Genomic DNA, 24,457 nt, shown 5'->3' with positions numbered 1-24,457 from the left:
ATGGCAGTTAAGAAGACACAATCGGAAGGAAATCTGTTGGAAGCGATCCAACAATTTTGCGCGGACAAGTCCCTCGATCGGGAAGCCGTTATGGGAGTCATTCGTGATTCTCTCATAACCGCGTACAAAAAGAAGTCCGGCCTGGAAGGTTTGGAAGAATCTTTAGAATCGGAAACATCTTCTCCGGTTACCGTAGAGTTTGCGTCTGGTAAAGACAGCGTAGTTATAGCAATTGCAAAAAAAGTGGTGGATGGAACTCCTTCCTCCGCTCTCGAAATCAGTTTAGAAGATGCTAAAGCGATCGACGCTTCCGCGGAAGTGGGTTCGGTCGTTTCGTTCCGCGAAAAACCCGTGGAACTTTCGAGAATCATCTCCAGCCAAGCGAAGCAGATGGTCTTTCAAAGGCTGAAAGACATGGAGAAGGAACTTCTCTATAACGAGTATAAGGCGAAAGAAGGAGAACTCACACACGGCTATTTCCAAAGATGGAAAAAAGACGCGATGAGCATCGACCTTGGAAAAGTGGAAGGCATCATGCCTCGCCGCGAACAGAACCCGGGTGAAAAATATCACAGCGGGGACAGACTCAAAGCAATCATTCAAAGAGTGGAACTTCGTCCGAGAGAACCGATCCCAGTGATCACACTCTCCAGAGCTTCCGCAGACTTCGTTCGTAAACTTTTCGAAATGGAAATTCCGGAAATCTACGACGGTCTTGTAGAAATCATAAACGTAGCCAGACAACCTTCCATCAGAACGAAAGTTGTGGTGCGCGCGACCCGCGGAGACATCGATCCCGTAGGCGCCTGTGTCGGTATGAAAGGCGTTCGGATTCAATCCATCGTGAGGGAACTCGGCAACGAGAGAATCGACATCGTGGAAGCGTCCGACGACGCGGCGGAATTTATCGCAAACGCGATTTCTCCCGCGAAACCCGTGGAAGTCAAAGTGGACGGCTCGGGGAGAGAGGCTATGGTAGTCGTTCCGGACGATCAACTTTCTCTTGCGATCGGAATCAACGGCTCCAACGTAAAACTCGCCTCGCAGTTGGCGGGTTACAAAATCGATATTAAAACCGTAGCACAGTACAACGCCGAACTTGCGTCGCCGGAAGCGAGAGAAAGACTCGAAAGACTTTTCTATACTCCTTCCGAAGAAGCTAAGGTTCAGGTTGAACAAGAAGAAGAGGACGAAGGATTGACTCCTCTCGAGGATCTTCCCGGTCTCTCAGCCCGTATCGTGGGAATTCTGAAGAGCGAAGGAATCAAAGATCTGGAAACCCTGATCGAATACAGCCAAGACGATCTGGCAAAACTGCAAGGAATCGGACATACGACCGCCGGACAGATTCTCAAATTACTCCGAGAATCCGTGGAATGGGTGGAGGATAACTGAGAAAACCCGAACGGGTTTTTTCAGAGCCGGGGTTTTTAGTAACTTCGGAAAGTCAGGGTATCAATTATGGAAGATAAAAATAAGACGATCAAGGAAACGCTCCAGGGCGCGGCTGATGCGGGAAAACGCAAAAAGCTGATCATTAAGAAGAAAGGGGACGAAACTCCGTCTCCTTCTCCCTCTGCATCTCCTAAAAAAGAAGCGGCCGCCGATTCTGCTCCTGCAAAACCGGTTACCCCTTTGCCTCCAAGAGGCGATTCCGGTCAGTCGCCGATCGTCCGTCCAGCTCCTTCCGCACAAAGGGAAGTGAAAAAGGAAGAACCGCAAAGAAGACAGGATTCTCCTCCTGGCGGTTCGACGAACAGACCTCCAAGAGACAGAGATTCACAAGGACAAGGCGGAGATTCTTCCTATCCGGCTTCTCGTTCTCCGTTTCAAAAAGAAGATTCTAATATCATCGTATCGAGACCGACCCAAAGACCTCCCGGCCAAAGCAGTGGTTATCAAGGCAATCGTGGACCGGGTCAAGGCGGCGGCGGTTACCAAGGCAATCGCGGACCGGGACAAGGCGGCGGCGGTTATCAAGGCAATCGTGGACCGGGACAAGGCGGCGGCGGTTATCAAGGCAATCGTGGACCGGGACAAGGTGGCGGCGGTTACCAAGGCAATCGCGGACCAGGACAAGGTGCTCCTGGTGGAAACCGTTTCGGCGGCGGTCCGGGAAGTCGTCCCGGTGGACCGGGCGGACGTCCTATGCCGATTACTTCTGCGGAAGTCGAACTTTCTCAAGCGAGAGGCGCGGCGGGCGCGAGCAAAAAGAAAGGCCACGACAAGGAAAAAACATCCTCCGATAAGAGGGATTTTTCCGGCGCGGAAAACACGAAATTTTTCAAACAAAGATTCAAGAAGACGAAGGTCGCCGGAGTTTCCGGAATCTCCGTTCCGAAAGAAATTACCGTATTAGAAAACGTGCAAGTGGGCGAACTCGCCAAAAAGATGAACCTCAAGCCGGGGGACGTCATCGGAAAACTCATGAAGATGGGAATGATGGTGACGATCAACAACATCATCGACGCGGAAACCGCGGCGCTTCTTGCGGACGAATACGGTTGTAAGGTAAAAGTCGTTTCCCTCTACGAAGAAACCATCATCGAAGAGGAAAAGGACAACGAAGAAGATTATATCACTCGTCCTCCCGTCGTTACGATCATGGGTCACGTCGACCACGGTAAAACGAAACTTCTCGATACGATTCGTAGAAGTTCCGTAATCGATACGGAATCGGGCGGAATCACACAGCATATCGGTGCGTATCAGGTAAGAACCGCTCGCGGTCTGATTACCTTCTTGGATACCCCGGGTCACGAAGCGTTTACTTCGATGAGAGCCCGCGGAGCGAAAGTTACGGATATCGTAATTCTCGTGGTTGCGGCGGACGACGGCGTAATGCCTCAAACTCTCGAAGCGATCAGCCACGCGAAAGCGGCGGAAGTTCCGATCATCGTTGCGATCAACAAGATCGATCTTCCTACCGCGAATCCGGATAAGATCATGCAGGAACTCGCAAACCACGGTCTTCAATCGGAAGAATGGGGCGGGCAGACCATGTATGTAAAGATCTCCGCGCGTGAAAATATCGGAATTGATAAACTTTTGGAAATGATTCTCCTCCAAGCGGAAGTGATGGATCTCAAATCCAATCCGCATAGAAGAGCGAAAGGAACCATCATCGAAGCGAAACTGGATCCGGGTCGCGGTTCGGTGGCTACCGTTCTGATCCAAAACGGAACCCTTCGTGTGGGAGATCCGTTCGTTGCGGGAGTTTTCTCCGGCCGCGTAAGGGCGATGTACAACGATCTTGGACAACTGATCGAAGAAGCGGGACCTGCGTTCCCGGCTCAGGTGACCGGTATCGACGGAGTTCCCGATGCGGGCGCGCCGTTCGACGCGATGGCGGATGAAAAAGAAGCCAGAAATATTTCTCAACACAGAATCGAGTTTGAAAGAATCGGAAACGCGGGAGCCGCGGCCGGAACTTCTTCCAAAGTAACCCTTGAAAACATGAACGAGTTCATCAAACAAGGAGCTTTGAAGGAACTCAAGGTCATCATCAAGGCGGACGTTCGCGGTTCTGCGGAAGCGATCAAAGAATCTCTCGAAAAACTTTCCACACCGGAAGTGAAGCTGAACGTAATCCAATCCGGCGCGGGCGCCATCGTGGATATGGACGTTATGCTCGCTTCGGCTTCGAACGCGCTCATCATCGGTTTCCACGTTCGTGCGAATCCGAAGACGATCGCTCTTGCGGAAAAAGAACAGGTTCAGATCAAGTATTACAATATCATCTATCAAGTCGTGGACGAGATCAAACTCGCGATGGAAGGACTTCTCGAACCTGAAAAGATCGAAGAAGTTATCGGAAGCGCGGAGATCCGCGAAATCTTCAAAGTATCCAAGGTCGGAAACATCGCCGGTTGTATGGTTACTTCGGGAAGAATTCAGAAGTCCGCGAATGTCCGCGTAATCAGCGACGGAGTCACGAAGTTCGACGGGAAACTGAAATCCCTCAAACGGGTCAAAGACGACGTCAACGATGTGGTTTCCGGTTTCGAATGCGGTATTCAAGTGGACGGATTCAACGATTTCAAAGTCGGCGATATCATCGAAGCTTACAACGTAACCGTAATTAAGCGGAAACTTGAGTAGGAAAGACCGGACGTGAATCCGATCCGAAGAAGAAAAATCGAAGCGGAAGCGGTTCGCACCGTTGCGATGATGATCCTATCGGGAAAGGTAAAGGATCCGAGAGTTCATATGGTTTCCGTTCATCGCGCCGAAATATCGGACGACGGAAAGAATATGAGGGTATTCGTAACCGCGATCTGCACGGATAAAAAGAAATTAAAAGTATTGTCCGGACTCAACAGCGCGTCGGGTTTATTCCAGACGACGTTGTCCGGAAAGTTGGGACTTAGAATCACACCTAGAATGCAATTCCTCTGGGATGAGGAATATATTCAGAGTTTGGATGAATCACTCAGGCTTACCAGAAAACCCACAAATCCGGACTGAGTCCGGATTCTTACTGATCCACAAACCGGAAGGAATGACCTCTTCGGATCTTGTGGTCACCGCCCGTAAAAAACTCAGATTCAAAAAGATCGGACATACCGGGACCTTGGATCGGGCCGCGAGCGGGCTTATGATTCTTCCCGTGGGAAGTTGTACGAGCTTTTCCAGCGTATTCTTGGAAAAAGAAAAATCCTACGAGGCTTGGGTAAAACCGGGAGAATCCACGGATTCCGGCGATAAAGAAGGGGAGATTTTAGAATCTCTTCCCAAAGAACAAACGGAAACGTGGTTCGCACAACATCAGAAAAAACTAAAGGACCTGTTTCAAGAGGTTCCTACTTGGGATTCTCAGGAAGCCCCGGACATTTCCGCGCTCAAGGTAAACGGAAGAAGAAGATCGGATCTTTTTCGAGAAGGGGTCGCGCTTGTTCCTGCGGTTCGAAAAATCAAAGTATATCAATATGAATTGGGAGAATTCTCCCCCGAATCGATCTTCTTTAAGATCCGAGTTTCCGCGGGAACGTATATCCGAAAGATCGTAATGGATATATCCGATCGCGCCGGCTTTCCTCTTCGTCTGGAACGATTGGTCCGCACGAGCATCGGAAAGTTGAATCTGAGCCAAGCCGATTCATACGAGAATCTTTTGGAGGGAAAGGTTACGATTCATCCTCCCGAGTCGATTTTGGAATTCCCGACCGTGGAAATTCCGGGTACGGAAGTTCGCGGCGTTTTAAATGGAAGAAAAACGAAGTTGGAATGGATTCCCGGAACCGAGTTTCTTTTGGTTTCGCCGGAAGGAGAGATTCTCGCTTGGTGTAAAAAGGAAGAACACGGGATTCACGAGTTAGATTATAAATATTTAAGAGTCTTTCCTAAAAATTAGCTTTAAAGCGCTCCCCATCGCCTGAAAAATGGTAAAAAGGTATATTCACGATATGATAGCTACTGAACAGAAAAAACAAATTATCAGTAATTTTGCCCGCAAAGCGGGAGACACCGGTTCTACCGAAGTGCAAGTCGCTCTGATTGATGCGAGAATCAAAGAACTCAATGAACATTTCAAGTCCCACAAGAAGGATTTTCATTCTAAGACCGGTCTTTTAAGACTCGTAAGCAAAAGAAAGAAACTTCTGGATTATCTCAAAAGAACCGAACTTGACCGTTATAAAAAGCTGATCGAAACTCTCGGACTTCGTAAGTAAGCGAGTCCATCATGACACATACAATCTCCGGCCAGTTCGGCCGCGATACTATCGTTTTAGAAACCGGCAACTGGGCGAAACAAGCGCACGGTGCCGTCGTTTATAAATCCGGAAATTTAGTTCTGCTTGCTACGGTTTGTGCGGCTGACGACGCGAAAGAGGGTCAGGACTTTTTCCCTCTTACTTGCGAATATACCGAGAAACTTTATTCCGTCGGTCGTTTTCCCGGCGGTTACTTCAAGAGAGAAGCCAAACCTCCCGAGCACGAAATTCTCATTTCCAGAATCATAGACAGACCGATCCGTCCTTTGTTTCCGGAAGGATATTTCTGTGAAGTTCAACTTCAAGTGCAGGTTCTTTCTGCGGACGGAGACGTTTCCGTTGCGGGTCATGCGTTGAATGCGGCGAGCGCCGCATTAGCGGTTTCTGATATTCCGTTCAACGGTCCGATCGCGGGCGCAAGGATCGGAAGAATCAACGGAGAATTGATCCTCAACCCGACCACGAAAGAAATCGTAAATTCCGATTTGGACCTCGTGGTTGCCGGAACAAAAACTCATATCGTAATGATCGAGGGAGAAGCGAAAGAACTTTCCAACGAGGAAATGCTCGCGGCTCTTCGTTTCGCTCAAAAATACATCGCGGAGTTCGTAACTCTTCAGGAAGAATACGCAAAAAAAATCGGCGTAGTCAAAAGAGAAGTAAAACTGAGAACACGCGACGCGGAACTTCTTGCAAAGGTGAAAGAATACGCTTTCGCAAAATTGACCGCGGCCAATCAAACTCCGGATAAAACTTCCCGTAATAAGGAAATCTCCAACGTAAACAAAGAAGTCGTAGAATACTTCAAACAAACCGTTGAAGAATCGGATAAGATCAAGGACATCAAAGCATATCTTCACGAATTGGAATACGAAATCGTTCGCGAACAGGTTTTGACTCAAGGAACTCGTTTCGACGGAAGAAAGTTAGACGAAATCCGTCCGATCTCCGTGGAAGTAAATCCTCTTCCGGGTCCTCACGGTTCTTCCGTTTTTACAAGAGGTCAAACCCAGTCTTTGGGAGTCGTAACTCTTGGAACGGGTTCGGACAATCAAAGATACGAAACCCTCGAAGGACAAAAAGAAAAGTCCTTTATGCTTCATTATAACTTTCCCGCGTTTTCCGTGGGCGAGGTTCGCAGATCTTCCGGTCCGGGAAGAAGAGAAATCGGCCACGGTAATCTCGCAGAACGCGCGTTAAAGCTCGTTCTGCCGAGTGCGGACGAATTTCCTTACGTGATCCGAGTCGTTTCTGAAATCTTAGAATCGAACGGTTCCAGCTCCATGGCTTCCGTTTGTTCCGGTTCTCTTGCGCTGATGGCGGCGGGCGTTCCGATTAAGGGAAGCGTTTCCGGAATCGCGATGGGTCTTTTCTCCGATTCTTCCGGTAAGTTCGCGGTTCTTTCCGATATCGCGGGTCTGGAAGACCACTTCGGAGATATGGATTGCAAGATCGCCGGAACCAGAAAAGGAATCACCGCGTTCCAAATGGACTTGAAAGTGACCGGAGTGAGTTTCGACGTTCTCGAAAGCGTTTTCGCTCAGGCTCAAAAGGGAAGATTCCATATTCTCGATATTATGGAGAAACATATCTCCAAGGCGTCCGAGACGTTAGCCGGAACCGCTCCGAGAATCATCGTAAGAAATATTCCTAAGGATAGAATCGGCGAGTTGATCGGACCGGGCGGTAAAAACGTTCGCGGTATCAGTGAACTTACCGGCGCGGAACTTTATATCGAAGACGACGGTAGAGTGACGATTTCCGGTTCGAACCAAGAGTCCGCGGAAAAAGCGGCTAAGATGGTCGACGGATTCTTTACCGAAGTGGAAGTCGGAAAAATCTACGAAGGAAAAGTAAAACGAATCGCCGACTTCGGCGCGTTTGTCGAAATTCTTCCCGGAAAAGAAGGTCTTTGTCACATCTCCAAGATCGACTTCAAACGAGTGAACTCGGTGAAAGACATCGTAAAAGAAGGCGATATCATCCGCGTTAAAGTTTTAAACGTGGACAAGACCGGAAAAATCGATCTTTCCAGAAAAGACGCACTCGAAGAAGAACAACAGGCATAAGAATTTTCTAATATTCTCTTGGCGCAGGACATTTCACAGTTAGTTCATAGAAAGGTTCTGCCCGGGGGAATCACCGTTCTCTTTCAACAAGCCCCTCATACCGTCAGCGTTTCCGCCGGAGTTTTTGTCCGCACGGGTTCCAGACACGAGTCCGCAAAAAACGCGGGTTATTGTCATTTTCTCGAACACATGCTCTTTAAGGATACGGCCAAACGTTCCGCCAAAGAACAAGCCGAAGACATCGAAAGGGTCGGCGGTTTTACCAACGCAGCGACTTCCCGAGAATATACGTACTTTCACGTAACGGTCGCGGGCAAACATATCGGTCTCGGCTTAGAGCTGTTAGCCGAAATGATTTACGAACCTCTGCTCAAACAATCCGATATCGAAAACGAGGCCGGGGTGATTTTGGAAGAATTGCAGGGTTACGAAGATTCTCCAGAAGATTATATTCACGATTTTTATTATCAGAATTTTTTTCCGAAGAATTCCCTGGGTCGGGACATCATCGGAACGAGAGAATCCGTCTCCGGAGTCAATCACAAGAAACTATTAGATTTTTATGATACGTATTATCATACGGAGAATATGTTTCTTTCGATTTCGGGTAACTTCGAACCCGAAGAGATTTTTTCGATCGTGGGAAAATACTTCAACAAACCCAGAAAAAAAAAGAAGGATGGGAACGCGCTTTCCTTACCCAAAAAGAAATGGGGTTACTTTCCCAAGAAGAAAAAACTGGAACAGGTTTATTTTATTCTCGGCGGAGAAGGGTTTGCACGGGAATTTCACAACGCGTCCAAGGCGAGTTTGTTCACTCATATTCTCGGCGGAGGAACTTCTTCCAGGCTTTTTCAAAAAGTGCGCGAAGAAAAAGGACTTTGTTATCAAATCACGGCGTATCCTTCTTCGTATGCGGACGTCGGAATCAACAGTATCGTTTGTTCCACTTCGAAGGATAAATTCATCACTTGTATGGAAACCATCGGGGACGAAATCAAATCGATTTTAGATCGCGGTATTTCCGAAAAGGAACTTCGAGACGCGCAGTCCAATCACGAAGGAACTCTTTCCATCAGCTACGAACAAACCGAGTCTCGGATGAATACGATCGCGTTGATGGAACTTTATTACGGCAGGAATTATTCTTACGAAGAAAGGGTTAAGGAGATTTATTCGATCACCTTGAACGATCTGAACGATTTTGCCCGTTCCGTTTTCGGAATTCCGAAATTTCATCTTTCCGCGTTAGGCAATCTCGGTCTGAAAGAGGAAAAAGCGGTTCAGAGAATTTTCTCTTTGTAAGAACCGCTTTTTGAATTCGATTAATCTTCGATGATCGCGAAATAGTTTCCTTCGAAATCGGGAAAGTTAAACACCTTTTTTCCGTTCGGAAAATTCACCATATCGCCCACCGCGATCTTTTCTTCTTTGAGCCTTTTGTAAAGAGCGTCGATGTTTTCGTCCGTGGATAAAAGAATGGACGGCGTTCCCAGGTTCATGTCCGGATTGGCTGCGGCGACGGCCGCTTTGTTTTGCAGAACCAATTTGGTCGAGTTGGGTCTTCCGTCGGATAAGATGATCGCGAAGGTTTCGCCGTATTCTTCTCTTCCTTCCACCTTGTAGCCGAAGTGGTTTACCCAAAAATCCGCGATTCTTTTTTGATCGTTCACATAGAGCATAACTTGATTGAATTTGATCATTTTGTTTTCACCTTTTTGAATTTGTCTTTATAGCGGCGACTTGCAAACGTCGCAACGAAAAAATGATTCGTGAAATATCAATTTCTTTTTGATGGACTTGCATTTTGGCGAAGTTCGTATAAACGCCATCAGCACCAGGCTTTGACGAAGTGCGTATAAATCCGCCTATGCTTTTCCTTTCACTGCCCGTACTGAACGTTCCAATTTCAAATTTCCTTTACAACGCAGAGCGCCATTCTTCCTCACAAATCAAAACGCGAAAACTTTTTCCCACACCGCGTACACGAAGCGCATCCCATCGTCTCGAAAATCCAAACCTTTAAAAAGATTGTTCCGCAAGTTCGAACAAAAATGATGGATTCACATCTTTTCTTCCGAACCGTAACAAAAAAGGAAATCATAACACCTATGAAAATCGCAGTCAAAAAATTAAAACCCAACGCGGAACTTCCCGTTCTCCAAACGAAACACGCCGCGGGATACGACGTTCACGCTTGTTTGGACCAAAACCTAACCTTGGAACCCGGCAAGGTTCAGCTCGTTCCCACCGGACTTTCGTTTGCGTTGCCGGAAAAATATCATTTCGAAATCAGACCTCGTTCCGGATTTTCCACAAAGAATAAGATTCTCATACCGAATTCACCGGGAACGATCGATAGCGACTATCGCGGCGAATTGATGATTCCACTTTTGAACTTGGGAGATTCTCCCTTTGTCGTGGAGCACGGTATGAGAATCGCACAGCTTCTCATACGCGAAACTTGGTATGCGGATTGGGAATTGGTTTCCGAATTTAAGGATCAAACGGAAAGAGGGGCGGGCGGTTTCGGTTCCACGGGGCATTGAGATCGACGTTCTAAAAAGGACGGAATTTTTTCCGAATCGGATGTTATTTTGTTAAACGAATTCGATTCTTCTTTTCAAGGAGAACGTTGTATCTCCGGACAAGACGGGATCGGATTCGAAACGGAAAACGTCATTGGAAAAATCGGAAACATCCAAGGAAGAATTCGGAATTCTTGAATGGTTAAAAACTCTTCAATATCTTTTCGCTTCCGGATTTTTTTCGGGAATCGTTTGGACCTATCCTGACTTAGATAAGCTTCTTCATCCGATTTTTTATTACGCGACATTTCCGCTTCCGGGCATCGGTTTTTCTTTCGTCTTTTATTTCATTTTGAAGCGGATACCGGACTCCCGTTTTCTATTCGTTTCATTTTGTGTTCTTACGAATCTTTTATTTTTACTTTCCGTTTTTCTCTTCGCGATTTCGAACCATCTCATTGGATCTCGTTTCTACGAAGTCGATTCGGACTTCCTCCCGCGAAACAGTGCCTTTCTGGATTTTTTTCGATTCTTTCTGATTCTTGCTCTTTCCTCTTTTACACAGATCAAAATCATTGAATATGCGACTCATATAAAATTAAAATTTCATTATATACTTTTTATCGCTTTGATCTCCGGGCTTTTGGCCGTTTCCGTTTTTTTTGAAACCGCGGAATGGCCTCGGGGAATCTTGGACTTTCTTCGCCTCAAAAAGGAAGAGGATTCGAGATTCTACGATTCGAACGTCCTTTCGATCCGGCTTGCTTGTTTTGTTTGGACCTTGATCCACGGTTGTATCGCGGTTCTTTTGATTTGGGCCGGGGACGATGATTCCGAGCCGGAGCCTTTGCTGGTAAATCCGGATTCCTAAAGCCGAATGGACGATTCTTTCCCGCCGTTTTTTTTACGGCTTAGAGTCGACTCTAAGCCGGGAAGATTCTTCGTTTTTGATCGCAAGATATTATCTTTCGAGTCTAACTTGTAAAAGAATACCGGAGTCATTCAAGAATTCATGGATACGCATTTAAAAGGAAAGGTTGCGCTCGTCACAGGTTCGACGGTAGGAATCGGTTTTGAAATCGCAAGACAACTTCTTCAGGAAGGCGCGACGGTTTGGATCAACGGAAGAACCCCGGAGCGGGTCGCGAGTTCTATAAAACTTCTTCTCAAAGCGGTGCCTAACGCGAAGGTTCACGGGGTTGTCGCCGACTTTTCAAAAAGGGAAGAAGTAGACGAGATCCGTTCCAAAATCCCGAACGTGGACATTCTCATCAACAACGTCGGAATTTTCGAACCGAAGGACTTTACCGAAATCCCGGACGAGGATTGGTTTCGATTCTTCGAAGTGAATCTGTTAAGCGGAGTTCGTTTATCCAGATTCTATCTGCCTCAAATGCTCAAACAAAATTGGGGAAGAATTCTTTTTATCTCCAGCGAATCCGGGATTCAGATCCCGGAAGAAATGATCCACTATGGAGTAACGAAAAGCGCGCAGATTTCCTTAGCGAGAGGACTCGCCGAACTTACAAAGGGGACTAACGTGACCGTGAATTCCGTTCTTCCCGGACCGACCCGCTCGGACGGAGTCGGCGGCTTTCTGGAAAATCTCGCTTCGAACAAAAAAGTTTCCGTGGACGTGATCGAAAAAGAATTCTTCAAAACGGCGCGTCCCACTTCTCTTCTTCAAAGATTTGCGAGCGTGGAAGAAGTCGCGAATCTTGTAACGTATCTTTCCAGTCCTTTGTCTTCGGGAACCAACGGCGCGGCCTTACGAGTGGACGGCGGAGTGGTTAAGTCCGCATTCTAAGATGAAGTTAAGCGTTCTCGATCAATCTCCGATTCGAAAGGGCGGAAGCGCGAGACAAGCGATCTTGGAAACGATCGAACTTGCAAAACTTACGGATCGTCTCGGTTATACTCGGTATTGGGTATCAGAACATCATAATATTCAAGGACTTGCAGGTTCCACTCCCGAGGTTTTGATTTCTCATCTCGCGGGTGAAACGCAAGCGATCCGAGTCGGAGCAGGTGGTGTGATGCTTCCCAATCACAGTTCCCTGAAGGTGGCCGAGAATTTTAGAATGTTGGAAACTTTGTTTCCGGGGAGAATCGATCTCGGTCTGGGCCGCGCTTCCGGAAGCGATCGTCTCACCGCGTCGATCTTAAATCCGGGCGCTCAGTTCGTTCGAAACGACTTCGGTCAACAACTTCTTGACTTGCAGTGTTTTCTGACCGACACGGCCGAAGAAGATTCCATCCAAACAAAGGTCAAAGCGATTCCGAAAGCGGACACGGTTCCCGAACTTTGGATTTTGACCTCGAGCGGGGAAAGCGGTTTGCTGGCGGCTCATTTCGGTCTCGCGCTTTCTTTCGCGCACTTCATCAATCCGTTCGGCGGACCGAATGCGGTGAAGGCCTACAAAGAAAAGTTTCGTGCGTCGGATACTTTGGGTTTCCCTCAGGCCAGCGTCGGGATTTTTGTTCTTTGCGCCGAGTCCGAAAGTAAGGCCGCGGAACTTCAGGTCGTGATGGACCGACAACTTTTGAATATCGGAAAGGGGATCAGCGAGGGAATTCTTCCGTACGAAGAGGTGGCTCGTCATTCTTATTCGGAATTTGAAAAAGCGGTCATTTCTCAAAATCGGGGGAGAATGGTGGTCGGAACTCCGGACAAAGTCAAGGAGGACATTGTCGCTCTCGCGAACGAATACGACGTCGACGAAGTGGTCGTAACTACGATCTGTCACGATTTCGAGGATCGGCTCCGTTCTTACCAACTTTTGGCCGAAGTGTTCGAGCTGAAACCCGTCGCGGTTTAAGGAAATTTCTGCGGATTCAAGAACAGAAAAGGTCGGAACTCCGGCCGACGGTCCGAGTCCGTTTGGTTCTCTGAAAGTCCGAAACGGCTTACAAACACAAAGGTCGGAACTCCGCCCTTGGAGCGATCGAATTTTGCCTCGATTTTCTCCTTCCAAAAAACGGAAATTAAGTCTCTTTTCTTTTTCCGGGCTCATTCCGATACAAATAGCATGGAATCCAAAGACCTCAAACCAGCCTGGAATTTGCAAAACGGGAAGATGATTCTTCCGTATGTCTTACTCTTTTCCGGGATCATTTTGACCCTGTCCTTGGGTTCCTTCGATGCGGGGGAACAGGGAATCCAGCACAACTTTTTCGGAAGGCTCGGATTCTATCTTTCGTACGGAATGTTTTTTATGTTCGGAGCGGCTTCGTTTTTGCCCGGACTTTTTGCGATCGGGCTCGGATCTCTCCGACTTGTTAAGGAAGGATTCGAACTCACCAACCGTCTTTTTTCCCTTCCCGTGTTCTTATTCTGTTTTACGGTAACGCTTCAAATCACCGGACACGTTTCCACGATCCCGTTCGCGTCCCAAGGCGGTTTTATCGGACAACTTCTTTCGAGCGGACTCGAGTTCATCTTCGGTTCCACCGGAAAAACTCTGATTCATCTTGTGTTCTACTTCTACGGATTAATACTTTTGTTAAATGAATCGCCCCTTCATTTTTTGGGGAGAATTCTCGGAACCGCCGGAGCCAAATATAAGGAAGGTTTTCAATCGGGATTCGGTAAGAATGGAGAAACCTTAAGTTCTCTTTTTCAATCGGCCGTGGATCGATTTCAAAAAAAGGATTCTATTCCTCCTTGGTTTTCGTCGCATTCGAGCGGAACTCATTCTCCGGAAGAACTCTATCAACAAATGCGCGTTTCCAAACACGCTCAAAAATCCAATCAACCTTCGGCTTTGCATAACGCGCTTCATTCCACTTTCGGAAAAGAAGGAAGACTTTCCGATCTTCTTTCCAAAGTCGATACGAGTTCTTTGGTAAGTCCCGAAAGTTCTCGGATTCGTTTTCAAAACCACGGAGCGTTTACCGGAAACTTCGAAGAACAAGGAAAGGTTTTCCGTTTTCAATCGGTTTCCTCCTCTCTTTCCGAAAAGATCCGGGACGAAAAAACGTTTCAGGAAAGTTCCTCGAATTGGGAAATCGTAGACTTTAGAACATCAGAATCTTCGAATATTCTGTATCGTCGCGAAGCCGCATCCGCCGCGGAAACCGCGGTCGAAACGCGTTCGTCCTCGACCACGTTCGTCGTTCCTTCCGCCGAGGAAGAATACGAACAAGACGAGCCGGAAGAGTTTGAAGAATCGGAAGAAACAAACGAATTCTCATCCGAAGAAGAGTCTGCGGATTGGAACGATTCTTCCTTGGAAGAAGAGGAAACGAACGAAAATTTTTCCGTGAACGCGGAGGTAATCGACGTCGTTCCTACCGTTGTTAAAACTCAGGATTCTTTACAAGCTCCAGCCGCGTCCTTTGTTCCCGAAAGAAAAGAAATGAAATCGGAACAAACTCTTCCGTTTCCTCCCGTGACTTTAATTCCGGAAGTGAAATCCAAACGTTCCATCTATCACGTTCCTTTGAAGAGTTTAAAAACGACCACCACAAAGATTCAAGATCCGTTGTTTAAGATCGAGGCCGATAAGGTCGCTCGTAAGATCGAAGAAATCATCCGTCAATACGGTTACGAATCCCAAGTCGTTTCGATGGAACGCGGACCGATCATCACTCGTTACGAATTGACTCCGCCTCCCGGCGTGAAACTCGGAAGAATCACTTCTCTCGCGGACGAACTTCGTTTGTATCTCGCGGTAAAAAACATTCGTATCGTCGCGCCGATTCCGGGCAAGTCCACGATCGGGATCGAGGTTCCGAACAGTTTGCGCGAGGACGTTTTCTTGGGAGATATTCTCCATCAGAATTTAAGTCTGCGTCCTAAGAAGGATCTTTCGATTCTCATCGGAAAAGATATTTCCGGTAAGTTGGTCAGCATCGACCTCAACAAACTTCCACACTTGCTCGTTGCGGGAACCACCGGTTCCGGTAAGTCGGTTTGTTTGAATTCCATGATTTCATCTCTGGTCGTTCATCTTTCTCCGGAAGAAGTTCGGTTTATCATGATCGATCCGAAGATGGTGGAACTCACTTTGTACGAAGATATTCCTCATCTTTTGATGCCGGTCATCACCGATCCAAAGAAGGCGACCCGCGCTCTTGCTTGGGCGATTCAAGAGATGGAAGCGCGTTATCATTCCGTTTCCAAACTCAAGTGCCGCGACTTCAAAACGTATAACGAAAAGGTAGAACAAGGCGCGCATCGGGAAGGATATAAGAAAATGCCATATATCGTGATCTTCATCGACGAGCTCGCGGATTTGATGATGGTTTCTGGAAAGGATTTGGAAGACGGAATCACTCGGATCACTCAGAAATCGAGAGCGGTCGGAATCCATCTTATCATGGCGACTCAACGTCCTTCCGTCGACGTAATCACCGGTTTGATTAAAGCGAACTGTCCCGCGAGAATGGCCTTTCACGTCGCGCAGAAAACCGATTCCAAAATCATCCTGGATCAGAACGGAGCGGAATCTCTTTTGGGCAAAGGGGATTTTCTCTACAAATCTCCGACCGCGGCCGACCTGGTGAGAATCCAATCCCCTTACGTTTCCGAAGAGGAAATCGAAAAGATCGTGGAAGAGGCCCGCAAATACGGCAAACCATCCTACGTGGAATTTGATTTGGATGAGGAGCCGGATTCTTCCCAAGTGGACGAAGAAGACGAGGAACTTTTCGAACAGGCTTGGGAAATCGTTCGAACCGACCGAAAGGCTTCCGCGAGTTATCTTCAAAGAAGAATGAGAATCGGCTACAACAAGGCCGCGCGTCTTATGGAACTTATGGAAGAGCGGGGTTACGTCAGCGCCCAGATCGGTTCCAAAGGAAGAGAAATTTTAAGAGCGGGTTGAGGTCGGTTTGTCGGAGTTCCGACAAACGCGCAGGGGAGAATTTTCATTTGCAAAAGGCGCCGATCCGTGACCCCGGAAATTGCGTCGAACGCCTTCCCACCGGTCCGCCTCCACCACCCAAAAAACTCTGCGCGTCACTTTCTATGGGTCGTTCCGCAGGGCCGGGGCGCGTGTCTCTTACGGAAGTTTGTAGGAAATCCGACGGGGCGAGGCAAAACCCGTCTTCCAAAATTTTAGAAAGTGACAAGGTTCCCGAGGCGTCCGATGGTAGTAAAAAAATCCCGGGAGATCCGGTTTTTCTCATGAAAAAAACAATCATTCTCTCTTTTTTTATCTTATTCCTAGGCTTAGAATCTTCTCTCCTGGCTCAACCTTCGCATAATTGGAATTCTCCATCCGAAGTCGTTAAGCAGGTGAAGAAGAAGTTCAGCGAACTGAACGCATACAAGGCCGATTTTCAGATCCAAACCGTTTCCAATAAGAAGAGCAAGAACATGAGAGGAGTCTGTCTTTATAAAAAAGGCGGAAGAATCCGTTATCAGTTCAGCGATCCTTCCGGAGACGAAATCGTATCCGACGGTAAAACGCTCTATATCTACATCGCCCGTTTGAACGCGGTCGGCAAACAGGATCTTACATTAAATAAATCGAATAAATCCGGACCGATCTTTTCCAGTTTTACGGACGAAGGTCTCTCGAGAATTTTTAGAAAGTATCATTATAAGTTCGATTCCATTGAACAACCTCAGGTTTCTCCGAAAGACGGACGCAAGTATTTCGTATTAAATTTGGAACAAAGGGAGAAGGTGGGCGGTTTCGAAACCATGCTTCTCTACGTGGACGCACAATCTTACTTCATCCAAAAAGCGGTCGCGAGCGACGGAAGAGGTAAGGAAACTACAATCGAATTTTTGAATATAGAAACGAATCCCGATTTGGAAGACGGACAATTCAACTTTCACATCAGCGGAAACGCAAAGATCGTAAACAACCCGCTTGTGTCGGAACAATAATTTTGAGTCCCGGAAGGAGCGAAACTTTGAATCAGAAAAGAGTAGGGCAGATTCTCCGCGAGGCGAGAGAAGAAAAAAAACTCAGCGTTAAGGATGTCGCGAAGGAAACGAACATCTCCGTGAAATACATTCTCGCGTTGGAAACGGAAGACTATTCCCAGTTTCCGGGTGAAACCTTCACCATGGGTTTCTTGAAGAATTACGGAAGTTATCTCAAACTCGACACCGGACAACTCATCAACCTTTACAGGGGAGAAAAGATCGAAGAATCCCAAGCCCCTCTCGAGGAACTGACCCGTCCGACTACTTCGTATTATACGAAGATCAACGTGGATAAGAATAAAATCTTCACCATCGTTTCCGTTCTTGTCATTCTCGTTTCGGCTTATCTTCTCGTGGATCTTTTTATGGGTTCTTCTTCCGGAGACGACGGCGTTGAAGAATCCGGTAAAAAACTGGATATCCCCGAAAACATAGACTTCTTATCCAGATCGATCCCGGACAACAGAAGCGAATCCTTCATTCTCACTCCGGACAAAGGAGTTAGTTTTTCAGTAAGCAATCAACAGTGTAAGTTGTTCATCGACTCCGTTGAAAAAGGCGGCGCGTTGAACACCGCGGTTCTCGCGTTCAACGTTTATCCGGAACTGACCGTGTATAAGTTCCGTTTGAGCGAAGGTCAGGAGAAGGTACTGAGTTATACGATTCCAGAAATCTCGAGCCTCAGACGCAACGTGAGAATCATCGCACAAGCAGTTACCGAAAATTCCGCGAAGGTTCTCGTAACGTTGAGCGAAGAGGAACAAAAACAGGAAAACAACAGCGCCGTCGACAACACGAAGACGTTAGGCGACGTTCCGATCCAAGTCACGTTGTTCTTCAACAAGGCGAGTTACGCCGAATTCATCATCGACGGTCAGATGGGATTCAGAGGTCTCGTTCAAGCCGGTGAAACCAGAAGCCTCGAAGCGAAGGATCGTCTCGAGCTGAAAGTGGGCGACGGTTCCGCGGTGGAGATGATCCAGAACGGAAAACCGAAGATCACTTTGGGACGTCCCGGCAAATTGGTTAAAAAGATTTTCGTAAAAACGCAGAACCCTTATGATAGCACTCAGTCCATCATCAAGGAGTTGGGAGAGTAGGATTTTTTGGAGAAGAAGTTCTACATCACCACGCTCGGTTGTCCGAAGAACACTGCGGATTCCATGAGCATGCACCATTCTCTTCTGGAAGAGGGTTTTACGCCTGCTTCTCTTCCGGAAGAATCCGATTTTCATTTTATCAACACCTGCACGTTCATCCAATCCGCGACGGAAGAAACGATTCAGACGATTCTTTCCGCGGCTCAGGTGAAAAAACAAAACCACCAAAAACTCGTGGTTGTGGGTTGTTTTGCGGAACGTTATCCGGACAATATCAGCGCTGAAATTCCCGAAGTGGATCTGTTTTTCGGAACTGGAAGATATGCGCAGGCAGGAAAAATTCTCAGAGAAAAATTTCCGGACATGGCTCCGCCGAAACTCGAGTTCAACGACGATCTATTGGAAAGATTGAAACTGTCTTCGGGAATCGAAAACTATTCCAAACCGTACGCGTATGTGAAGGTTTCGGACGGTTGCAATCGCGGTTGTTCTTTTTGTATCATTCCTTCCTTTCGCGGAAAGTTCAGGGAATCTCCGGTGGAGGATATTCTCCGGGACGCGAATCGTGCGATCCGCGCGGGCGCAAAGGAAATCTGTCTCGTTTCTCAAGACACCGTTTACTACGGAAGGGATTCCGAAGTTTTACTCGATATGGTCCGCAAGGTTTCCGAGATCGACTCGTTGGAAATATTAAGACTTTTGTATCTATATCCGGATAAAAAAACGGAAAAGTTGATTCGCCTCATGGGTCAAACGCCGAAGATCGCTCCTTATCTCGAGTCTCCTTTGCAACACGTTTCTTCGAAAATTCTAAAGAGCATGAACCGCGCCGGAGAAAGTTCCGCGTTTAAGGATCTATTCTCCCTTGCCAGAGAAGTAAAGCCGGGTCTTGAAATCCGTACTTCGTTTATCATCGGTTATCCGGGCGAAGACGCGGACGACGTGGATCAGATTTTAAAATTCATCGAAGAGACAAGACCGGAAAAGGTGAATCTGTTTTCCTATTCTCCGCAGGAAGGAACCAAAGGAGCGGAGTTTAAACAAACCGTTTCCGAAAAGGAAAAATCGAAACGAATCAACATGATTCGAGACGCACATCTTGCGATCCTCGAAGAGATTCACGAATCTCGGATCGGCAAAACCTACGACGCGATCGTGGACGCGATCGAAGACGGTCAAGCGGTCGTTCGCAGGCTGCAGGACGCTCCGGAAATGGACGAGGTCGTGTATGTGGACGATTCTTCCCTGATTCCGGGAACGATCGGAAAGGTGAAGATCGATTCTTTTTACGAGTATGACATGAACGGAACCTGGGTTTCCCGATGAACAAAGCTATTTTCAATATTCCTAATATTCTTACCATGCTCCGCGTCGCGGCGGTTCCGTTTTTCGTATGGTTTCTTTTTCAGAAGGAAATCGAATTTCATATAGCGGCCTTGGTTCTTTTTATCGGCGCTTCGCTTACCGATCTGATCGACGGTTATCTCGCGAGAAAATGGAATCAGGAAACCGAGTTCGGAAAGTTTCTCGATCCTCTGGCGGATAAGATCATCGTTACGGGTTGTTTTATCACGTTTATCTTTTTACAGGAACAGATCGAGTTCTGGATGGTTTGTCTCATCATCGGAAGGGACATGCTCATCACGAGTCTTCGTTATCTTGCGATCCGTCAGGGACAATCGATCCGAACTTCCATGCTCGGAAAGGTAAAGACCGTGTTTCAGATGGGAGCCATCGTTCTCATTCTCGTTTTTTTCGTACTCGTATCCAGCAAGAAAAGAATTCTCATCAACGAAGCCTATGCTTCCGGTAAAGAATCGGGTCTTACGGTGTTCGAGATCGCAACCGGGAACGCGATTTACTTTTTCCAAAACCCGGACAAATACAACGGTATCGGGGATATCATCTTCGGTTTGGGAGCGTTCGTTCCGTACTGGGGAATGTTGATCACCACTGCGATCACCGTAATTTCCGGAATTCGATATTTCGTAACGAACAGCAAGGTTTTAGCGCCTTCTAATATCAAAAGGATGTTTCAGAAACGTGGAGCCTAGAACAGCCATTCTCAAACTGATCGAACGTAAACATTTGAGCACCGAGGAAGCGGAAGCTTTTATGGGCCAGGTGATGCGAGGCGAAGTTTCCGAAATTCTTCTTTCCGCATTCTTAACCGCGATGCGCGCCAACGGAGAATCCGTCGAAGAGGTGTTAGGTTGTACCCTTGCGCTTCGTAAAAACGCTCTCAGACCAAAAACCGTGTTCCCGTTCGACTTGTTGGACACATGCGGAACCGGAGGAGACGGACAAGGAACGATCAATATCAGTACTCTTTCCGCGATTACACTCGCGTCGATGGGGATCAAGGTCGCCAAACACGGAAACAGATCGGTTTCTTCTCATACCGGATCGAGTGATATTCTTACGAGACTCGGTTATAAAACCGAAAAGACCCAGGAAGAAGTCGAGGCTCATCTCGTTTCCCAAGGGTTTACCTTTTTATTTGCGCCGATGTGGCATCCTTCCATGAAATACGCGGGCCCGGTTCGTAAGGAACTCGGGTTTAGAACCGTATTCAACATGATCGGACCTTTATCGAATCCGTTCTCTCCTCAATTTCAAATCATCGGGGTTTACGAACCCGAGTTGATGGAACTGTTTATCAAGGTTCTACAAGCTTTGGGACTCAAAAAAGCGATGGTTTGCCATTCTCGGGACGGACTGGACGAGTTTTCGATCTTTGCGGTTACGGATTATTCTTTATTGGAGAATGGGGTCATCAGTCGTCATTCTTTTGATCCTTCTTCTCTAAACCTGCCGACATTAAAGAAAGAAGAGGTTTACGCTTCTTCTTCCGATCACGCAGAGGCTTTGGCTCGCAGAGTTTTAAAGGGAGAAGAGATCGCAGGTTCGCACGCGGTCGCTTTGAATGCCGGCGCGGGACTTTTCGTCATGGGAAAGGCCGCGAGCATCGAAGAAGGAAGCAAAATCGCCTTGAACGCGTTACTTTCGGGAAAAACAAAGAAGTATTTCGAAGATTTAATTTCCAAAGAGTAAACTGGAAAAATACTGGTTAGAATCCTCGATTCAATCTATACATGGAATAAGAAATGACTCTGAATTCAATCATCCTATTACAACTGGCTCAGGCCGCAGGAGAAGGCGATAAGTCTCCTTTTTCAACTCTGCTTCTGATCCCGATCATGCTCGTGATTATGTATTTTCTCGTGATCCGTCCTCAAAGAAGCGAAGAGAAAAAACGCAAAGAGATGATCGACAACCTCAAAAAGGGCGACGAGGTCGTAACGTCTTCCGGAATCCACGGTAAGGTCGTGGAGATCAAGGACAACAACGAAGTTGTGGTTCTGAACATCGCAAAGGACACGAACGTTTCCTTTACGGCAAGCACCGTTGTAAAAAAGAAACAAGCAGACAAATGAAAAAAGCGGCGGTCTCCATTCTTATCTTTTTATTTCTTGGGAATTCGATTCTGTTTTCCCAAGACGGGGAAGAAATCGACTTCCTCGAAAAGGTTGCGGAACCCAAAAAGACCGCCAGCAAAAAATCTTCCGGATCCTCTTCGTCTTCTTCCACGAAATCCTCCAAGAAGAAGGAAAAGAAAAAATCCAAAAAGAAAAAGAAGAAGTCTTCCTCCACTTCTCCTTCCAATCCGGAAGGAACCAAAAAGAACGTGGAACCGAACGGCGGGGAAGAATCTTCCAATTCTTCGTCGAACAATCATTCTCAAAACAATTCGAACAACACGAACGCTTCGAACTCCTCCAATTCTTCGAACAACGGAAACGCTTCCTCTTCGAAAAATCAGGAAGAACAACAACTCGCAAGCGCGTCTAACGCGGACTCGGGGAATCTTCAGAAACCGTATTGGGTGAACGAAGAAATGAGAATCCGCCCGAACAATCTTCCTGGTTATACCGTTTCCGCCGAACCGGCAAAGAGCGAGCAGGGGCCTTCCTTTCAAAACCGTCTTGCCGACATACTCAAGTTAGGCGAAGACAAGAAGAAAGAAGAAGAAAAAAAGAAGGTTCAGGAAGGGCAGAAGTCCGGCTCCTTCTTCGGATTTCTTTCCGAATATAAAAAAGCCATCATCATCATCGTCTTTATATTATTATTCGCTTTGTACAGACTGAAAGCCGGTAAATCCCGCGGCAGTTCCGGCCGTAGATCCCCGGTTACCATCAATAAAATGAGAAGAGACTAGGAGTTTCACCTTGAAATCTGCGACATGGATTTTCCTGCCGCTCGTTATTATTTTAGCGGCGACGGTTATACTTTACCCCAACTTCGCAACCAGAGAGTTGGAAATTGCGGTAAGAAAAGAATTCGTTTTACTTCCCGAAGATCAGAAAAAAGCGATTCTTACCAAATTCGAAGAACGTTGGAATCACGAATACAAACAATCCGATTGGACGATTTCTCCGGCGCCTACCTCTCTCAAAGAAGAACCTTTTCTTTTGGTAAAAGGAAGATTCATCACTTCCGCAAAGATCAATCAGATTTCCCAGGAAAATCCCGAACTGATTCTTGAAGCGAAGAACAAACTTCGCCCTACGATCGTGGAAGAATGGATCACAAAAGGACGTCCTCTTACGATCAAACTCGGTCTCGACTTACAAGGCGGGATGAGAGTCGCGATGAAAGGGGATTTCGAAGACTACGCTTCCAAACTCCGCGAAAGTTATATTAAAGAAATTGAAACCTTAAACAAAACCGTCGCCGATCCTTCCGTGGACGCGAAGGAAAAAAAGAAGGCGAAGGATCGTCTGGAAGAAATCGAAAGTTATTTCGAACTTTCTCCGAGCCGTAAACTTCTCGAACTCGAAAAGGCGAAACTCATCATCGACAATCGTCTTACAAGCCAGAACCTTACCGAACCTCAGGTGAGAATTCAAAAGGATCAGGATTCGATCGAGGTTTCTCTTCCCGGCGTGACCAATTCTTCCCAGATTTTGGAAATCATCCAGAACACCGAAACCGTGGAATACCGTTTGGAAGAATCCGAAAACTCGGCGGGTCCAGGTCTGACGTACGCGGCGATCATCCAGCAGGAAGAAAACAGACTTCTGGAAAGCGGTAAACGCGAAGAAACCGACATCGTTAAATATCAGAACATCGTAAAACAAAAATTAGGGAAAGCGGAACAGGATAAGTTTCTTCAATCCCTGGAAGACAAATACAAAATTCCGAAAGATAAATTTAGAGTTTTTGCATATTGGGCGAGAGGGAACAATCAGAATTCTCCTTTGCTTCCGAGAAGATTTATCGTTCTCGAAAAAGCGATCGCTCTCGACGGACGCGATATGCGCGACGCAAGGCCTTCTTTTGAAAACAATTCCTTCGGTTATATCGTATCGTTTACGTTAACGAGCGCGGGCGCGGAGAAATTTTTCGAAATCACTTCCCAGAACAAGGGAAGAAATCTCGCGATCGTTTGGGGAGACAAAGTCGTTTCCGCGCCGACCATTCGCGGCGCGATCGCGGGCGGCGTGGCTCAGATCGACGGTTCTTTTGCAAAAGAAGAAGCGGTGGATCTTGCGAACGTAATCAGCGAAGGCGCTCTTCCGATTCCTCTGCGAGTTCTTGAGATGAGATTTATCGGACCCACTCTCGGGATAGAATCGATCGAAGTCGGTATGAAAGCCGTGTTGATCGGATTCGTTCTCGTGATGTTCTATATGTTGCTCATCTATAGACTTTCGGGAATGGTCGCAAACATCGCGTTATTCGCGAACATCATCATCTTAAGCGCGCTTCTTTCTCTCATGGGATTTACTCTGACTCTTCCGGGTTTTGCGGGGATCATCTTGACCGTCGGTATGGCCGTCGATGCGAACGTGATCATCTACGAAAGAATCAAGGAAGAATTGCAAGCGGGTAAATCCGCTTCCGTTGCGGTGGCGCAGGGGTTTGATAACGCGTTCTGGACGATCATAGACAGTAACGTGACCACGTTGATCTCCGGAATTCTGATGATCCGTCTCGGAAACGGTCCGATCAAAGGGTTTGCGATCACACTTTGTTGGGGTATCGTCACTTCTCTTTTTACGTCCTTGTTCCTCAGCCGAATGGTGATGGATCTTTTGGTCAATAAGCTGGGAGTTCAAAAACTCCAGATCGGCTTTAAAAAATTGGAGTCTTAATCAAA

Annotated in this window: 21 protein-coding genes; 20 read left to right on the top strand and 1 reads right to left on the bottom strand. The window is 47.1% G+C overall.

What is annotated here, in order from left to right:
* The 7 genes from nusA (at window position 1) to LEP1GSC052_RS08425 (ending at window position 9,088) form a co-directional block, all read left to right on the top strand.
* Complete coding sequence (nusA, locus tag LEP1GSC052_RS08455) at window positions 1-1,395, top strand: transcription termination factor NusA (protein WP_010575370.1); 1,395 nt, start codon at window positions 1-3, stop codon at window positions 1,393-1,395.
* Window positions 1,396-1,461: 66 nt separating this feature from the next.
* The gene (infB, locus tag LEP1GSC052_RS08450) at window positions 1,462-4,101 is read left to right on the top strand and encodes a translation initiation factor IF-2 (protein ID WP_020985738.1); all 2,640 of its coding nucleotides are present in this window, start codon (window positions 1,462-1,464) and stop codon (window positions 4,099-4,101) included.
* 12 nt (window positions 4,102-4,113) lie between these two features.
* Window positions 4,114-4,467, top strand: a complete 354-nt coding sequence (gene rbfA / locus LEP1GSC052_RS08445) for a 30S ribosome-binding factor RbfA (RefSeq protein WP_010575368.1) — start codon at window positions 4,114-4,116, stop codon at window positions 4,465-4,467.
* Window positions 4,424-5,353 (top strand): tRNA pseudouridine(55) synthase TruB, encoded by a 930-nt coding sequence (gene truB / locus LEP1GSC052_RS08440; protein WP_040912909.1) that lies wholly within the window; start codon window positions 4,424-4,426, stop codon window positions 5,351-5,353. The genes rbfA and truB overlap by 44 nt, the downstream gene beginning before the upstream one ends.
* Window positions 5,354-5,405: 52 nt before the next feature.
* A complete protein-coding gene (rpsO, locus tag LEP1GSC052_RS08435; protein WP_010575366.1) occupies window positions 5,406-5,672 on the top strand; it encodes a 30S ribosomal protein S15 in 267 nt (88 codons plus the stop codon).
* 11 nt (window positions 5,673-5,683) lie between these two features.
* Window positions 5,684-7,783: a polyribonucleotide nucleotidyltransferase gene (gene pnp, locus LEP1GSC052_RS08430; protein WP_010575365.1), complete on the top strand. Its 2,100-nt coding sequence runs from the start codon at window positions 5,684-5,686 to the stop codon at window positions 7,781-7,783.
* A gap of 18 nt (window positions 7,784-7,801) precedes the next feature.
* A complete protein-coding gene (locus LEP1GSC052_RS08425) occupies window positions 7,802-9,088 on the top strand; it encodes a M16 family metallopeptidase (RefSeq protein ID WP_020986337.1) in 1,287 nt (428 codons plus the stop codon).
* A 20-nt stretch (window positions 9,089-9,108) separates the two neighbouring features.
* Here LEP1GSC052_RS08425 and LEP1GSC052_RS08420 read toward each other — a convergent pair whose 3' ends face one another.
* The gene (locus LEP1GSC052_RS08420; RefSeq protein ID WP_010575364.1) at window positions 9,109-9,486 is read right to left on the bottom strand and encodes a VOC family protein; all 378 of its coding nucleotides are present in this window, start codon (window positions 9,484-9,486) and stop codon (window positions 9,109-9,111) included.
* A 408-nt stretch (window positions 9,487-9,894) separates the two neighbouring features.
* Here LEP1GSC052_RS08420 and dut point away from each other — a divergent pair, with 408 nt between their 5' ends.
* From dut to secD, 13 genes are all read left to right on the top strand, one after another.
* Complete coding sequence (gene dut / locus LEP1GSC052_RS08415; protein WP_010575363.1) at window positions 9,895-10,332, top strand: dUTP diphosphatase; 438 nt, start codon at window positions 9,895-9,897, stop codon at window positions 10,330-10,332.
* A 133-nt stretch (window positions 10,333-10,465) separates the two neighbouring features.
* Complete coding sequence (locus tag LEP1GSC052_RS08410; RefSeq protein ID WP_020986340.1) at window positions 10,466-11,182, top strand: hypothetical protein; 717 nt, start codon at window positions 10,466-10,468, stop codon at window positions 11,180-11,182.
* A 141-nt stretch (window positions 11,183-11,323) separates the two neighbouring features.
* Window positions 11,324-12,118 (top strand): SDR family NAD(P)-dependent oxidoreductase, encoded by a 795-nt coding sequence (locus LEP1GSC052_RS08405; protein ID WP_010575361.1) that lies wholly within the window; start codon window positions 11,324-11,326, stop codon window positions 12,116-12,118.
* Window position 12,119: 1 nt separating this feature from the next.
* Window positions 12,120-13,130 carry an LLM class flavin-dependent oxidoreductase gene (locus LEP1GSC052_RS08400; protein WP_010575360.1) on the top strand — a complete coding sequence of 337 codons (1,011 nt, stop codon included), beginning with the start codon at window positions 12,120-12,122 and terminating at the stop codon, window positions 13,128-13,130.
* 210 nt (window positions 13,131-13,340) lie between these two features.
* Window positions 13,341-16,139 carry a DNA translocase FtsK gene (locus LEP1GSC052_RS08395; RefSeq protein ID WP_020986178.1) on the top strand — a complete coding sequence of 933 codons (2,799 nt, stop codon included), beginning with the start codon at window positions 13,341-13,343 and terminating at the stop codon, window positions 16,137-16,139.
* A 302-nt stretch (window positions 16,140-16,441) separates the two neighbouring features.
* On the top strand, window positions 16,442-17,152 hold the full coding sequence (locus LEP1GSC052_RS08390) for a LolA family protein (protein ID WP_100754628.1): 711 nt from the start codon (window positions 16,442-16,444) through the stop codon (window positions 17,150-17,152).
* A 26-nt stretch (window positions 17,153-17,178) separates the two neighbouring features.
* Window positions 17,179-18,294, top strand: a complete 1,116-nt coding sequence (locus tag LEP1GSC052_RS08385) for a helix-turn-helix domain-containing protein (RefSeq protein ID WP_010575357.1) — start codon at window positions 17,179-17,181, stop codon at window positions 18,292-18,294.
* Between the two features lie 6 nt (window positions 18,295-18,300).
* Complete coding sequence (rimO, locus tag LEP1GSC052_RS08380; protein ID WP_010575356.1) at window positions 18,301-19,620, top strand: 30S ribosomal protein S12 methylthiotransferase RimO; 1,320 nt, start codon at window positions 18,301-18,303, stop codon at window positions 19,618-19,620.
* Window positions 19,617-20,348: a CDP-diacylglycerol--glycerol-3-phosphate 3-phosphatidyltransferase gene (gene pgsA / locus LEP1GSC052_RS08375; RefSeq protein ID WP_010575355.1), complete on the top strand. Its 732-nt coding sequence runs from the start codon at window positions 19,617-19,619 to the stop codon at window positions 20,346-20,348. Before rimO ends, pgsA begins: the two co-directional genes overlap by 4 nt.
* Window positions 20,338-21,348 carry an anthranilate phosphoribosyltransferase gene (gene trpD / locus LEP1GSC052_RS08370; protein ID WP_010575354.1) on the top strand — a complete coding sequence of 337 codons (1,011 nt, stop codon included), beginning with the start codon at window positions 20,338-20,340 and terminating at the stop codon, window positions 21,346-21,348. Before pgsA ends, trpD begins: the two co-directional genes overlap by 11 nt.
* 59 nt (window positions 21,349-21,407) lie before the next feature.
* Complete coding sequence (gene yajC / locus LEP1GSC052_RS08365) at window positions 21,408-21,731, top strand: preprotein translocase subunit YajC (RefSeq protein WP_205872857.1); 324 nt, start codon at window positions 21,408-21,410, stop codon at window positions 21,729-21,731.
* Window positions 21,728-22,513 carry an SRP-less Sec system protein gene (locus LEP1GSC052_RS08360; protein ID WP_010575352.1) on the top strand — a complete coding sequence of 262 codons (786 nt, stop codon included), beginning with the start codon at window positions 21,728-21,730 and terminating at the stop codon, window positions 22,511-22,513. The genes yajC and LEP1GSC052_RS08360 overlap by 4 nt, the downstream gene beginning before the upstream one ends.
* 10 nt (window positions 22,514-22,523) lie before the next feature.
* Window positions 22,524-24,452, top strand: a complete 1,929-nt coding sequence (secD, locus tag LEP1GSC052_RS08355) for a protein translocase subunit SecD (protein WP_010575351.1) — start codon at window positions 22,524-22,526, stop codon at window positions 24,450-24,452.
* Window positions 24,453-24,457: the final 5 nt, after the last annotated feature.

Origin of the sequence: Leptospira kmetyi serovar Malaysia str. Bejo-Iso9 (genome assembly GCF_000243735.2) — a bacterium.
GTDB lineage: Bacteria > Spirochaetota > Leptospiria > Leptospirales > Leptospiraceae > Leptospira > Leptospira kmetyi.
The sequence above is the reverse complement of the archived record's forward strand: the minus strand, read 5'-3'. Positions and strand labels throughout refer to the sequence as shown.

Coding starts and splice junctions, on each gene's coding strand:
- LEP1GSC052_RS08360 (WP_010575352.1), top strand. CDS start 21,728: ATGAAAAAAGCGGCGGTCTCCATTCTTATCTTTTTATTTCTTGGGAAT.
- pnp (WP_010575365.1), top strand. CDS start 5,684: ATGACACATACAATCTCCGGCCAGTTCGGCCGCGATACTATCGTTTTA.
- infB (WP_020985738.1), top strand. CDS start 1,462: ATGGAAGATAAAAATAAGACGATCAAGGAAACGCTCCAGGGCGCGGCT.
- pgsA (WP_010575355.1), top strand. CDS start 19,617: ATGAACAAAGCTATTTTCAATATTCCTAATATTCTTACCATGCTCCGC.
- LEP1GSC052_RS08390 (WP_100754628.1), top strand. CDS start 16,442: ATGAAAAAAACAATCATTCTCTCTTTTTTTATCTTATTCCTAGGCTTA.
- dut (WP_010575363.1), top strand. CDS start 9,895: ATGAAAATCGCAGTCAAAAAATTAAAACCCAACGCGGAACTTCCCGTT.
- LEP1GSC052_RS08400 (WP_010575360.1), top strand. CDS start 12,120: ATGAAGTTAAGCGTTCTCGATCAATCTCCGATTCGAAAGGGCGGAAGC.
- LEP1GSC052_RS08405 (WP_010575361.1), top strand. CDS start 11,324: ATGGATACGCATTTAAAAGGAAAGGTTGCGCTCGTCACAGGTTCGACG.
- truB (WP_040912909.1), top strand. CDS start 4,424: ATGAATCACTCAGGCTTACCAGAAAACCCACAAATCCGGACTGAGTCC.
- rpsO (WP_010575366.1), top strand. CDS start 5,406: ATGATAGCTACTGAACAGAAAAAACAAATTATCAGTAATTTTGCCCGC.
- nusA (WP_010575370.1), top strand. CDS start 1: ATGGCAGTTAAGAAGACACAATCGGAAGGAAATCTGTTGGAAGCGATC.
- LEP1GSC052_RS08420 (WP_010575364.1), bottom strand. CDS start 9,486: ATGATCAAATTCAATCAAGTTATGCTCTATGTGAACGATCAAAAAAGA.
- LEP1GSC052_RS08395 (WP_020986178.1), top strand. CDS start 13,341: ATGGAATCCAAAGACCTCAAACCAGCCTGGAATTTGCAAAACGGGAAG.